The 13053-nt window shown below is 63.9% G+C and carries 11 protein-coding genes; 5 read left to right on the forward strand and 6 right to left on the reverse strand.

Annotation, left to right across the window (positions count from 1 at the left end; all coding sequences use genetic code 11):
• The first annotated feature begins 8 nt into the window (after nt 1–8).
• Nucleotides 9–2024, forward strand: a complete 2016-nt coding sequence (locus tag ABWW33_RS01465) for an alpha/beta hydrolase domain-containing protein (RefSeq protein ID WP_176650446.1) — start codon at nt 9–11, stop codon at nt 2022–2024.
• On the opposite strand, the gene ABWW33_RS01470 is transcribed toward ABWW33_RS01465, so the two are convergent.
• Together ABWW33_RS01470 and ABWW33_RS01475 are read right to left on the reverse strand one after the other, a co-directional pair.
• Nucleotides 2021–3616, reverse strand: a complete 1596-nt coding sequence (locus tag ABWW33_RS01470) for a 2Fe-2S iron-sulfur cluster-binding protein (protein ID WP_353398097.1) — start codon at nt 3614–3616, stop codon at nt 2021–2023. The two genes, ABWW33_RS01465 and ABWW33_RS01470, sit on opposite strands and share 4 nt — an antisense overlap.
• Before the next feature lie 24 nt (nt 3617–3640).
• Nucleotides 3641–4186, reverse strand: coding sequence for a carboxymuconolactone decarboxylase family protein (locus tag ABWW33_RS01475; RefSeq protein WP_353398100.1), 546 nt, complete (start codon nt 4184–4186; stop codon nt 3641–3643).
• A gap of 116 nt (nt 4187–4302) precedes the next feature.
• On the opposite strand from ABWW33_RS01475, the gene ABWW33_RS01480 reads away from it, so the two are divergent.
• From ABWW33_RS01480 to ABWW33_RS01490, 3 genes are all read left to right on the forward strand, one after another.
• Nucleotides 4303–5202: a LysR family transcriptional regulator gene (locus ABWW33_RS01480; RefSeq protein ID WP_353398103.1), complete on the forward strand. Its 900-nt coding sequence runs from the start codon at nt 4303–4305 to the stop codon at nt 5200–5202.
• Between the two features lie 195 nt (nt 5203–5397).
• The gene (locus tag ABWW33_RS01485; protein ID WP_353398106.1) at nt 5398–6756 is read left to right on the forward strand and encodes a nucleobase:cation symporter-2 family protein; all 1359 of its coding nucleotides are present in this window, start codon (nt 5398–5400) and stop codon (nt 6754–6756) included.
• 77 nt (nt 6757–6833) lie between these two features.
• On the forward strand, nt 6834–8195 hold the full coding sequence (locus ABWW33_RS01490; protein ID WP_353398109.1) for an 8-oxoguanine deaminase: 1362 nt from the start codon (nt 6834–6836) through the stop codon (nt 8193–8195).
• Here the strand turns inward: ABWW33_RS01490 and ABWW33_RS01495 are convergent.
• From ABWW33_RS01495 to ABWW33_RS01505, 3 genes are all read right to left on the reverse strand, one after another.
• A complete protein-coding gene (locus ABWW33_RS01495; protein ID WP_353398112.1) occupies nt 8171–8878 on the reverse strand; it encodes a hypothetical protein in 708 nt (235 codons plus the stop codon). The genes ABWW33_RS01490 and ABWW33_RS01495 overlap by 25 nt on opposite strands.
• The gene (locus ABWW33_RS01500; RefSeq protein ID WP_353398115.1) at nt 8878–9813 is read right to left on the reverse strand and encodes a glycoside hydrolase family 43 protein; all 936 of its coding nucleotides are present in this window, start codon (nt 9811–9813) and stop codon (nt 8878–8880) included. The genes ABWW33_RS01495 and ABWW33_RS01500 overlap by 1 nt, the downstream gene beginning before the upstream one ends.
• A 115-nt stretch (nt 9814–9928) precedes the next feature.
• On the reverse strand, nt 9929–10615 hold the full coding sequence (locus ABWW33_RS01505; RefSeq protein WP_176650454.1) for a GntR family transcriptional regulator: 687 nt from the start codon (nt 10613–10615) through the stop codon (nt 9929–9931).
• Between the two features lie 250 nt (nt 10616–10865).
• On the opposite strand from ABWW33_RS01505, the gene ABWW33_RS01510 reads away from it, so the two are divergent.
• Nucleotides 10866–12716, forward strand: a complete 1851-nt coding sequence (locus tag ABWW33_RS01510; protein ID WP_353398118.1) for a carbohydrate-binding module family 20 domain-containing protein — start codon at nt 10866–10868, stop codon at nt 12714–12716.
• Between the two features lie 6 nt (nt 12717–12722).
• On the opposite strand, the gene ABWW33_RS01515 is transcribed toward ABWW33_RS01510, so the two are convergent.
• Nucleotides 12723–13052 (reverse strand): DUF2288 domain-containing protein, encoded by a 330-nt coding sequence (locus ABWW33_RS01515; RefSeq protein WP_176650456.1) that lies wholly within the window; start codon nt 13050–13052, stop codon nt 12723–12725.
• Between the last annotated feature and the right edge of the window lies 1 nt (nt 13053).

The following is a 13053-nucleotide window of genomic DNA, read 5'->3' on the forward strand; positions in this document are numbered from 1 at the left end:
GCGCGAGGATGAAGAAGCTGGCAATGGGTGCCGCGATTGCGGTCATATCGTTGAGCGCACAGGCGGCGGTCGAGCGTATCGAGATCAAGGAACGCACAGCGTTCGCGCCCGGTGTCAGCTTTGGCGAGGCCGGTGCCTACGAAAAAATACGCGGCGTTGCCTACTTCGCGCTCGATCCCAAGGCCGCCGCCAACGCCGCCATCGTGGATCTGAAACTGGCGCCGCGCGATGCGCGTGGCCGCGTGCTGTTCTCCAGCGAGTTCGTGCTTTTGCGGCCAACCAGCGGCCAGCCATCTACGTTGATCTACGACGTCAACAACCGTGGCGGCATCGCCATGCTGGGACAGATCAACGGCCGCAGCCCGGCTCATAACGATCCGACCACCGCGGCCGATGCCGGCGATGGCTTCCTGATGCGCCACGGTTTTTCGCTGCTGTTCTCCGCCTGGACCTGGGACGTGGCGCCGCCGCCGGCCGGTGCGCGGCCGCTGGTGTTTGCGCCGCCGGTGGCCAAGGGCGTCAAGGGCAAGGTGTACAACGAATTCACGGTGAACGCGGCGGCCGATGTCGCCACCTATGCCGGCATGCGCGGCCTGACCTATGAGCCGGCCAGGCCGGAAGACCCTCATGCCCAGCTGACCGAGCGCGCACGCCCGCAAGACAAGCGCCGCCCGATCCCGCGCAGCAGCTGGCATTTCGTCGCGCCGGAACAGGCGGGCGGGCCGGGGCGCGTGCAGCTGGAAGGCGGCTTCAAACCCGGCACGATCTACGAGCTGACTTACGTGGCCAAGGATCCTTACGTCACTGGTGCCGGCCTGGCCGGCATACGCGACCTGCTGTCCTACTTCCGCGACAAGCCGTTTGAGGGCGCGGCCGCACCGAAGAACGTGCTGATGTTCGGCATCAGCCAGTCCGGCCGCGTGATCGGCCGCATGCTGCACGACGGTTTGAATGTCGATGAATCCGGCCGCCTGGCCTTCAACGGTGCCTACCTGCATGTGCCGGGAGCCGGCGGCAGCGCGGGCTTCAACAGCCGCTTCGCGCAGCCGACCCGCCATCCGTCGATGATGGAGGAGCACGAGTATCCGGCGGACGCCTTCCCATTCACCACCGCGCCGTCGCGCGACCCGGTCAGCGGCAAGACGGCTTCCTTCCTCGACAAGGCGCGCGACAAGCAGGGCAGGCTGCCCAAGCTCTTCTTCGCCAATACATCGACGGAGTTCTGGAACCGCGGCGCCTCGCTGATCGCCACCACACCCGATGGCGCGCAGGATGTGGCGCCGGCCGACAATGTGCGCATCTACGCCTTCATGGGTGCCCAGCATTATGTGGGCCGCTCGCGCACCGTGGCGCCTTTCACGGCCTGTGTGTCGACCAGCGACCACTACCTGCCGATGCGCGCGCTGGTGCTGGCTTTGGATGACTGGACCGTCAAGGGCAAGCAGCCGCCGGCCAGCGCCTATCCGCAACTGGCGGACGGCACGCTGACCACGGTGGCGGACTATCGCGCCATCTTCCCCAAGGGTTTCGGCCTGACGCCTCCTGAACAGAATCTGCGAGAGCCCCGCCTGGACTTCAGCCGTGGCGCGGGCCTGCCGAAACGCGGTGACGACTACGAAACCCGCGTGCCGGTGCCCGATGCGGACGGCAACGACAAGGGCGGCGTGCGGCTGGTGGAAGTGCAGGCACCGCTGGGCACCCACACTGGCTGGAATCTTCGCGCACCGGAAACCGGCTTCGCCTGGGCTACTTCGCGCTTCGACGGCAGCTTTGTACCGTTCGCGCGCACCGAGGCCGAGCGCCTTGCCGCCGGCGACCCTCGTCCGAGCCTGGAGGCGCGCTATCCCAAGCGTGACGATTTCGCTGCCGCCGTCCGTGCCGCCGCCGATCGCCAGCTCGCTGCCGGGCTGCTGTTGCCGGAGGACGTGGAGCGCACGATGGCCGGCAATCTCGGACTATACGACCGCATCATGGCGCGAGATCCCGCCGACAATGGTTGCGGCTACCTGTACGCCACGCCTTAAAGATCCAGCGTCAGGGCAGGGCCATTGGCGCGCGAGACGCAGATGCACATGCGGCCTTGGGCGCGCTCTTCGGGCGTCAAGGCATCGTCCCGATGGTCCGGCGAGCCTTCCAGCACGTTGACCGCACAGGCACCGCAGTTGCCGATGCGGCAGGAGGCGGGCGCCGCGACGCCTGCGGCCTGAACGGCGTCCAGGATGCTGGTGCCGGCCGCTACTTCCACCACTTTGCCGCTGCGTCGCAACGTTACGAATACCGGCTGGTCGCCGGCGCGAGCCGTGTTCGCGGCAAAGCGCTCGAAGTGCACTCGCGCGGCGGGAATGCCGGCGTTGACTGCCTCGCGCCGTACCGCGTCTATCAGCCGCTCCGGTCCGCAGGTGTAGATCACGGTGTCCGGGCCGGCGAGGGCGATCACGCTGGCCAGGTCCATGCGGCTGTTTTCATTGGAGGCGTGGATGATCAACCGGTCGCCGAATTCCGCCGCCAGTTGGTCGAGATACGGAGCCTCGGCACGTGAGCGCACAGCGTAGTGCAATACAAAGTTTCGTCCCTGCGCCGTGAGCGTATGCGCCATTGTCTTGACGGGCGTGATGCCGATGCCACCGGCGATCAGCAGGACTGGTGCGGGCTCGTCCGACAACGCGAAGTCGTTGCCGGGCAGGGCGCACCGCAGTTCCAGTCCAAGGATGTATTCGGCGTGCACGCCTTGCGAGCCGCCGGCGCCGTCGTCCTCACGCAGCACGGCGATTTCGTAGCTGTTGGCCAGCAGCGGATTGGATGCGATCGAATAGCGGCGCGTGGCGCTGACGCCGTCGGGCAGCGTGACCGGCACGTCGATGTGCGCGCCGGCCTGCACCGGCGGCAACGGTGAGCCGTCCGCGCTACGCAGCTCGTAGGCGCGCACGCGGGGCGTCAGCTGGCGCACGCCGGTAATGGTCAGTGCCAGCGGGCCATTGCCAAGGACGGAGCGCTGCACCGCGCGTGGCGTGGCGTCGGCGGCTGCCAGTTGCTCTTTCAGGCGCTTCACCTGCGCGTGCAGCGGCGCCGACATCCGGGTGACTTCCGCCTCGGTGAAGCGTGGCGTGATGTGCTGCGGGCAGTTCCAGTCGTAGCCTTCCACGGTGATGATGAAGGCCCGTTCGATGCGCGCCGGATAGCCCGGCATGCGCAGCCGCTCCATCAGTTCCGGATCGTCGGCCGCTTCCACCGTCCGCGCGCGGCCGATGATCTTGAGGCGTACCTGTTCCGCATAATCGATCAGTATCATCGAAATGCGGTCATCCTTTTTCAGGTTGCCGACGCTGAGGTACTGCACGTTGCCGCTGAAATCGGCGAACGCCAGCGTTTTGCCGTCGATAACGCGCAGGAAGCCCTGGGGCCCGCCGCGATGCTGGACATATGGCCACCCTGTCTCGCTGACGGTCGCCTGGAAAAAGTGATCGCGCTCTTCGACGAAGGCGATTTCCCTCCTGCCCAGGCTGTCCTGCCGGTTTTGCATCTCGTCGAGGAAGGCATATTGGGCGCGGCTGCCCATGCTGCTCTGAACCTCACGCACGGTGGGCGTAAAGGTGATATCGGAATAGGCACGTCCCATGATGCTCTCCTCGATTGAAATGAATCAGGCGGCGATTTTCAGCTCGACTTTCGGGAAGTCGATTTCAACGCGGCTGGCTTTGCCCAGGATGTTGGTCAGGAAGTTCATGCCGACATGGGTGATGATTTCGACGATGTCGGATTCGCTGTAGCCCGCGCCTCGAATCTCGGCCAGTTCCACGGCGCTGATCTCGCCTTTCTTTTCCATCAGGCTTTGCGCGAACTTCACCGCCACGGCGGCTTGGGCATCTTCGCTGCCGCCATTGCGGGCAGCGGTCATCTCGTCACCGCTCAAGCCGGCTTTGCGGCCGATGGCCGTGTGGGCCGAAACGCAGTATTCGCAGCCGTTTTGCTGTGCCAGCGCCAGCGCGATGCGTTCGCGGGTCGGCGCGTCCAGTGTGCCACCGTTGGCGATGCCGTGCAGGCCGAGGAAGGCGCGCAGGGCGACCGGCGAGTTGGCGAAAACCTTGAGGAAGTTGGGCACCATGCCGAGCTGGCCCTGGATGGCGTCCAGCAGGGCTTTCTGTTCTGCGTTGGCGGTGGCGGTTTCGATTGTGGCGATACGGGTCATGGTGTTTCTCCTTTGGGTTGGGTTGTTTGTTCAGCGAACAATTGCAGTTTCATCGATATGGCGGATAATGAGAATCCATTGAATTTGCAATGAACTATTTCTAAATCAGGAATAATATGGACAAACTCTCTGCCATGGCGATCTTCGTGGCCATCGTCGATGAAGGCGGTTTCGCCTCGGCCGCGCGCAAGCTGCGGATCTCGCCCCCTGTGGTCACGCGCGCCGTCACCGAGCTGGAAGACAGCATGGGCGTGCGCCTGCTGGTGCGCACCACGCGCGTGGTGCGGGTGACCGAGGTCGGCGCGCGCTATGCCGCCGATTGCCGCCGCATCCTGGCCGACGTGGCGGAGACGGAGACCTCCGCCGCCGGCTCGCACGGCGCACCGCGCGGCAAGCTGGTGATCACCGCTTCGGTGATGTTCGGCGCGATGTACGTCACGCCCATCGTCACCGAATACCTGCGGCGCTATCCGGAGACGGACGTCGAATGCCGCTTCCTCGACCGTGTGGTCAACATGATGGACGAGGGCGTGGACGCGGCGATCCGCATCGGCGCGCTGCCCGACTCGAGCTACCAGGCGGTGCGTGTGGGACAGGTGCGGCAGGTGCTGTGCGCTTCGCCTGCATATCTGGACGCCCGTGGCATCCCCACCACCCCGGAAGACCTGGGGCGCCACGACCTCATCGCGGCCACGGCGGTGGTGGCCACCAACGATTGGCGGTTCGAACGGGACGGCAAACCGGCGACGGTAAAGGTGCACCCGCGCCTAAGCAGCACCAGCAACGACGCCGCCTTGCGCGCGGCGCTGGACGGCTTCGGCATCACCCGCGTGATCTCCTACATGGCGGCGCCGCACCTGGCGGCCGGCCGATTGAAGACGGTACTGGGCAGATACGAGACGCCGCCGGTGCCGGTCAGCGTGGTGCATCACGAAGGCCGCCAATCCTCCCGCAAAGTGCGGGCCTTCCTCGATATGGCGATCGCCGCGTTGAGCGCCGACAGTGCGTTGAACTAGCAATACGCATTCAAAAATTGTATACAAAATTCGTTGACAATGTATCCGGCGAGGTGCAATATCGTCCTCAATAAAGCGCTCGGTCACAAGCTGCAGCGTTGCTAGGCACGATTTCTACGCACGGTTAAGGGCAGGCCGCGCGGGCAGTAGTTGCAAAGTAACGCCCATATAAAAGAGACTGACGGAGACGCGCTTATGAATCATTTGTTATTTCAGGTCGAGGATCGACCACCCTTGTTTATGACCGTACTGCTGGCGGCGCAGCACATGCTGGCGGCGCTGGGCGGCATCATCGCCGTGCCGCTGGTGGTGGGCGCCGCGCTCAAACTCCCGGCGGACCAGATCATCACCCTGATCAACGCCGCGCTGCTTGGCTCCGGCATCGTCACCATCATCCAGTGCAAAGGCGTGGGCCCTGTCGGCATCAGGCTTCCTTGCGTCATGGGCACCAGCTTCGCTTTTGTCGGCGCGGCCATCAGCGTCGGCCTGGAACACGGCGTGCCGGCCATCCTCGGCTCCTCGCTGGCTGCTTCGCTGGTGATGATCGTCGGCAGTTGCTTCATGCCGAAGATACGCAAGCTGTTCCCGCATGCCGTCACCGGCGTGGTGGTGACGATGATCGGCCTGTCGCTGGTGCCGGTGGCGGTGGACTGGGCGGCGGGCGGCCATGCGTCGGGCGCCGTCTACGGTTCGCCGCTCAACCTCGGCATCGCCGCGTTTGTGCTGGTCACGGTCATCATGCTGGTCCAATTCGGCAAGGGTATCGTGTCGGCGGCGGCGGTGGTGATCGGCATGTTCATCGGCTACATGGTATGCGTTTCGCTGGGCATGATCGACTTTTCTCAGGTCCGGAATGCGCCGGTGTTCGCGCTGCCGCAGCCGCTCCATTACGGCATGAGCTTCCCGATCAGCGGCATCGTTGCAATGGGCATCGCCTACCTGGTGACGATGGTGGAAACCACCGGCACCTTCATGGCGCTGGGTGCCGCCACCAACACCAAGATGCGCGGCAAGACGCTGGCGCGCGGCATCCTGTGCGACGGCGTCGGCTCGGCCTTCGCCGCGCTGATGTCCAGCCCACCGGTGTCGACCTTTGCGCAGAATGTCGGCGTGGTGTCGCTGACGGGCGTGGCCAGCCGCCACGTGGTCGCCTTGACCGGCGTGATGCTGTTCCTCGCCGGCCTGTTCCCGATATTGGGAGCGGTGGTCGTGACGATTCCGCAGCCGGTGCTGGGCGGCGCGGGCCTGATGATGTTCGCGATGATCATTTCGGCCGGCGTACAATTGCTGAGCCATGTCGAGCACACCAAGCGCAATGGCATCATCATGGCCGTGGCGATCGGCTGCGGACTGGCGGTGACGGTGCGGCCTGAGTTGCTGTCCAAGTTGCCGGCGTTCGTCAAAGAGGTGTTCGGCTCGGGCATCACGGTCGGCGCGCTGGTGGCGGTGGCGTTGAACCTGGTGCTGCCGGAACGTCCGGTCGAAAAGACCGATGACGATGAAGAGGAAGATGTGCCGCAGGCTTTTTTAACTTCCGAGCGTGAAGCGGCTTAAAATACTTTCATTATTAACCCCGCTGTTTCCGCAGTGCCCGCGCATTGTTTCCGCAGTGTTTAATCATCATAGAACTTATGACTAAAACCCTACTGATCAAAAATGCGCGCGTACTGGTGACGATGGACGACGAGCGCCGCGAAATCGCCGATGGCGCCGTCTTCATACGGGACAACGTGATCGAGCAGGTCGGCAGCAGCGCCGATCTGCCGAAGGAAGCCGATGAAGTCATCGACGCCGCCAGTCACGTCGTGATGCCCGGCCTGGTCAATACGCACCACCATATGTACCAGAGCCTGACGCGCGTGATTCCCGCCGCTCAGAACGGCGAGCTGTTTAACTGGCTGACCAATCTGTATCCGATCTGGGCCAACCTGACGCCGGAAATGGTCAACGTGTCGACGCTGGCGGCGATGTCGGAGCTGATCCTGTCCGGCTGCACCACCAGCAGCGATCACCTCTACATTTATCCTAACGGCTGCAAGCTCGATGACAGCATCGAAGCCGCCCGCAAGATCGGCATGCGCTTCCACGCGGCGCGCGGCTCGATGAGCGTGGGCCAGTCCAAGGGCGGTTTACCGCCGGACCGGGTGGTCGAGGAGGAGGGCGCCATTCTCAGGGATACGCAGCGCCTGATCGAAACCTATCACGACGCCGGCCGCCATGCGATGCAGCGCATCGTGGTGGCGCCATGTTCGCCGTTTTCCGTCTCGCGCGATTTGATGAAGGAGTCGGCGGCAATGGCGCGCAGCTTCGGCGTGTCGCTGCATACGCACTTGGCGGAAAACGCCAACGACATCGCCTACAGCCGCGAAAAATTCAACATGACACCGGCCGAATACGCCGAGGATTGTGGCTGGGTGGGCCACGACGTCTGGCACGCGCACTGCGTGCAGCTCGACGACGACGGCATCTACATGTTCGCGCGCACCGGCACCGGCATCGCGCACTGTCCGTGCTCGAACATGCGGCTCGCTTCAGGCATCGCGCCGATCCGCAAGATGCTGGACCGCGGTGTATCGGTCGGCCTTGGCGTGGATGGTTGCGCCTCCAACGATTCCGGCCACATGATGGGCGAAGTGCGGCAGGCGATGCTGCTGCAGCGCGTGGGCTTTGGCCCGGATGCGATGACGGCGCGGCAGGCGTTGGAGGTGGCCACGCTGGGCGGCGCCAAGGTGCTGAACCGCGACGATATCGGCGCGCTCAAGCCGGGCATGGCGGCCGATATCGCGATGTTCAAGCTTGACGGCATAGGCTTTGCGGGCGCGCTGCACGATCCGGTGGCGGCGCTGGTGTTCTGCACACCGCCGAACGTTTCGTACAGCGTGATCAACGGCCGCGTGGTGGTGCGCGAGGGTGTGCTATGCACGATCGATCTGCCGGTGGTGATCGAGCGCCACAACGCGCTGGCGCATCAATTGGCCTTGGCCGCCAGTTGATTAAGGGCTTGTCGCATGTGCTGGTCGTGGCGCGCCTGGTCGTCCTGGTTGGCGGCGGAAGGCGGCGCCTGGCCGCTGCCGCGCTGGCGCCATTCGTCCAGCGCTTGCACCGCGTAGGTCTCCTCGTTGCCGAACCATTCCAGTGCGATGCGCTCGCCCAGCATGCGGACGCGTAGTTGCTGGCGTTGCTGTTGCCAGCTGCTCAAGCGGTTGAGGTCCAGCGACGCGACGTCTTCGGAGGTGAAGTTCTGGGCTGCCAGCAGCTCGTCGTGCACAACGAGATAGGCCTGGTAGCGTATGGCAATCTGTATGGCTTCTGCGGCCGCGTTGGCGGGGAGCGTGCGGCGCAGGTGGTCGATAAGGGCTTGCATCCGGCTTGCATCACGTCGGTTCAGCAGAAAGCTGTCCATTAACGCATGCAGCGCGAAGTCTGCAATCAGTTCCTGATTGTCGGCGAGCGAGAGTTCGGGCGCGGGCGGGGCGGGAGCCTGGGTGCCGAGTTGGCGGAACAGGCGCTGTGCGGCGGCGTCCGCGATCGGCGGCCGGCCGGCTTGGGCTGCGGCTGCCGCCGAGGTGGCATCGGCTTCACCGGCGGCAGGGCGCTGCGGCGCCGGTGCGTCATGCCACGCCAGCGCCGCCAGCAGCATCGCCGCCAGCGCAGTCAATGCCACCAAGGCTTTCATCAGTAAGTCGGCCAGCCGTTGCTGAAGGTCAGGTCGTTGATGAACAACACGCCGTTGTAGTTGTTCTGGCTGTCCAGCTCATGTCGCACCATCACGCCGTTCGCCACCGACTCGCCGCCCGGTGCGATGAAGCGTCCGCCGCCCGCGTCCAGCGTGGTGCCACCGCCATTGAGCATGTTGACGCCGTTCTTGTCGAGATACGGCCCGGTCACGCTGGTCGAGCGGCCGTAGGAGATGTGATAGGTGCTGTTGGCGCCGGCGCAGCAGCTGCCCTTCGAGACGAACAGGTAGTAATACGAGCCGTTGCTCATGATGAAGGAGTTCTCGATGCCGCTGCTGTCGGCGGCCAGGTGATACCAGCTGCCGGTTGGCTTGAGCGTGTTCGGATCGACCCGCGTGGTATAGATCCCGGTCCAGAAGGAGCCGAACGACAGCCATGGCTGGCCCGCTTTATCGACGAAGAAGTTGGGATCGATGGCGTTGTAGTTGTTGCCCGGTGCCGACGTCAGCACGGCGCCCTGGTCGGTCCAGTTGCCTTGGGCGATGCTGCTGGCCGTCGCCAGGCCGATGGCCGATTTCTGCGAGCCGAAGGTCGACACGGCGTAGTACAGGATCGCCTTGCCGTTCCATACGTGGATGTCCGGCGCCCATACGGTTTTGCCGTTGCCGTTGTACTGCGTCCACCACGACAGGCCTCCGCCGAAGATGCTCACGCCCTGCGTCCACGCGTGGCCGTCCGGCGAGTACTTCACGCCGATGCCGGTGTCGCTGGTTTCGGTGATCCACCAGGTGCTGTTTTCCTTGTAGACGCTGGGGTCGTGCGTGATCAGCGATCCGGTGAGTGTCCAGGTGGTGGCATGTGCGTTGATGGCGCCGATGGCGCTGAAGGCCATGGCTGTCGCCGCCGCCCATCGCTTGAGTAGCTGTTTGTTCATGTCGTCTCCGCTTTATGTGTTTTTGTGTCTGCTGGATGCAGGATTTCATGCTGCGGGAGGTGCGGGCGGGCGTCTAATGAATTTTTATGGCGTACCGATACTGCGAATCGTATCGCTACATGAGCAGCGCGGAGACCAGGTCCTTCTTGGCGGGGCTGGTGCTGACGTCGAAATTCAGCGCCGCTTCGACGTGGCTCAGATGGTGCAGCATCAGCTCCGCCGCCTTGTCCGCGTCGCCCGCGCGGGCGGCGGCGAGGAAGTCGCTGTGCTCATCGGATGAACAGACTGCGTCGCGTTCGGACTGGTACAACATGGTGATCAGCGTGCTGCGGCCGACCAGCTCGCGCACGATTTCCTTCAGCACCTGGTTGCCGACGACATCGGCCAGCAGCACGTGAAAATCGCCCAGCAATTGCTGGCGCATTTTCGACGGCGCCTGCGACAGCAGGCTGCGTTCTTCCTTCAAGTGCTTTTCCAGCATGCGGTAATCGGCTGCCTTGGCCTTGGCGGTGAACTCGCGCGCCAGCGCCACTTCGATGATGCGGCGTGCCGCGAAAATCTCGCGCGACTCCTGCTCGCTCGGCTGGCTGACCACGGCGCCCTTGTCCGGCACCATGTCGATCAATTTGTCCTTCGACAGTATCAGCAGTGCGGCGCGGACCTTGGTGCGGCTGACCGAGTACAGGCGGCACAACGCTTCTTCCCTCAGCTTGGTCCCGGGCGGCAGTTTGCGTGCCGCGATGGCTTCGGCGATGTTGTTCGCGATGTCGTTGGCGCTGTCGGCGGAGGCGGTGGTGGGCATGAAGTGGCTTGCGGTGGCGAAGTGTCGTTTTTTTGCCATCATACAGGGACCGTGGAAGATTGACTACGTAGCAGTGCCGCCGCCGTAATTGCATTACATCTGTGTCTCAATGGGAATTAATGGAAGCGATTCCTGTAGTGAATTGTCAAAAATGAAGAGAATTCCACTTGTTGTTTACTGTAGTTCTGCTACATTTTATTCGGGATGCAGTATTTCCCAAAACATAAAACAAACAACACACGGAGACAGCATGAAGAAAACCTTATTGGCCGCCGGCATCCTTGCCGGTGCCGCGCTGGCGCCTGCGCACGCCGCTTTCAACGCCGCCGACACCTCGGTGCAAATGTTCCGCTGGAAGTGGAACGACATCGCCAAGGAGTGCACCAACTGGCTCGGACCGCAGGGCTTTGGCGCGGTGCAGGTATCGCCGCCGCAGGCATCCGCCAGCCTGGGCGCGTGGTGGGATGTGTACCAGCCGGTGAACTTCGTTACGCTCAAGAGCAATATGGGCACCGAAGCCGAGTTCCAGGCCATGATCAACACCTGCCACACGGCCAAGGTGCGGGTGTATGCGGACGTGGTGGTCAACCACCTGGCGGCCGGTTCCGGCACCGCCACCGACGGCTCGACGTGGAATTCGACGACGCTGGCGTACCCGTATTTCAGCAGCAGCGATTTTCATCCGGCCTGCGACATCGCCGGCGGCGATTACGGTTCGCCGGGCAACCGCTACAACGTCATGTTCTGCCGCCTGAGCGGCCTGCCGGACCTGAAGACCGACGGCGCCTACGTGCAGGGGCAGGTCAAGAACTACCTGACCAAGTTGATCAACATGGGCGTGGACGGCGTGCGCTTCGACGCCGCCAAGCATATGCAGCCGTCCGACCTGCAGGCGATCATGGGCGGCGTGACGCACACGACCACCTCGGGCGAAACGCTGTGGGTCACGCAGGAGGTCATCCCGGACAGCAATGTGGTGCGCTCGGACTACTACAGCGTCGGCACGCTGAACGAGTTCCAGTACACCTTCGCCATCAAGGCCATGTTCCGCAACGAGAACGGCGCCAATATCTCGCAGGTGCGCTCGATCATGGGCACGCCGGGCAACTGGGGCGGCACCTGGGGCTTCATCCCGAGCGACAAGGCGACGGTGTTCGTCAACAACTGGGATACGGAGCGCAATGGCAGCTCGCTGGTGGCCAGCAATTACGTCTCCGGTACCACCAACGACACGCAGGGCACCAAGCGCTACGACCTGGCCAACATCTTCATGCTGGCCTGGCCGTACGGGAACGCGCAGCTGCACTCGGGCTTCCGCTTCACCAATTACGACCAGGCGCCGCCGAGCGCCAGTCCGTTCGATGCCAGCGGCAATCCGTTGATCAACCAGAACTGGGACTTTATCCACCGCTGGAGCGACATCTCCAACATGGTGGCGTTCCGCGCGGCGACGTCGGGGCAGGGCGTGGACTACTTCACCAACGGCACCGTCAACCAGATCGCTTTCGGCCGCGGCGCCAAGGGCTTCGTGGCGATCAACAATGAGTACTCGACCTGGAGCGCGTCGCTGCAAACGCTGCTGCCTGCCGGGACGTACTGCAACGTGGTGCACGGCACGCTGAACGCCGGCGGCACCGCCTGCACCAGCGACAGTGTGACGGTCGGCAGCAACGGCATGATCACCGTGAGCATTCCGGCCAACGGCGGCTCGACGGTGCCCGCGGTGGCGCTGCACATCAACCAGAAGATCGGCGGCAGCGGCGGCGGTGGCACCTGCACCACGGTGCCGGTGACCTTTCGCGTGGCGAACGCCAACACCGTGGTCGGGCAGAACGTCTATGTGGTCGGCAATCGCGCGGAGCTGGGCAACTGGGTGCAGGGCGCCAGCAATCAGCTGAATATCGAAGGCAGCGGCGCCAACGTGCCTTGGTCGCGCACCTTCCAGCTGCCGCCGTCGACGGCGATCCAGTACAAGTTCATGAAGTACGGCGTCGCCACCGTGTGGGAGAGTAATCAGTCCACCGCCAGCGGCAATCGTGAGGCGACCACGCCGGCCTGCGGCGGTTCGGTCACGCTGGATGCGGGCAGCTTCAAGTTCTGACGAGGTTTAGTGCATGCTCGACGGTACGGCTTTTTCCTGCTGTACCAGGATGAACGGGCTGACCACCACCGCCCACAGTTCGGCGTTGGTCTCGAGCCAGCTTGCCGCCTGCTCGTCGCTGACCTTGGCGAGCAGGCCGGCGTTCATCCACTGGCCGATGTTGGCCTTGTCGTCGTGCGAGATGCGCACGGCCACGTCGACCAGGTCCAGCGAATTGGCGATCCACACCACGTTGCCGGCGGCGAAATGCTTGAGCAGTTCGGTCCATGGCAGGCGCGCGGTTTCGCGGTTCACTTTAAGGCGCAGGTCGGTGTCGTTTTCAGGTTTGGTTTGCATG

The sequence above is a fragment of the Duganella hordei genome (assembly GCF_040369125.1).
In the GTDB taxonomy this organism is placed as follows: Bacteria; Pseudomonadota; Gammaproteobacteria; order Burkholderiales; family Burkholderiaceae_D; genus Rugamonas; species Rugamonas hordei.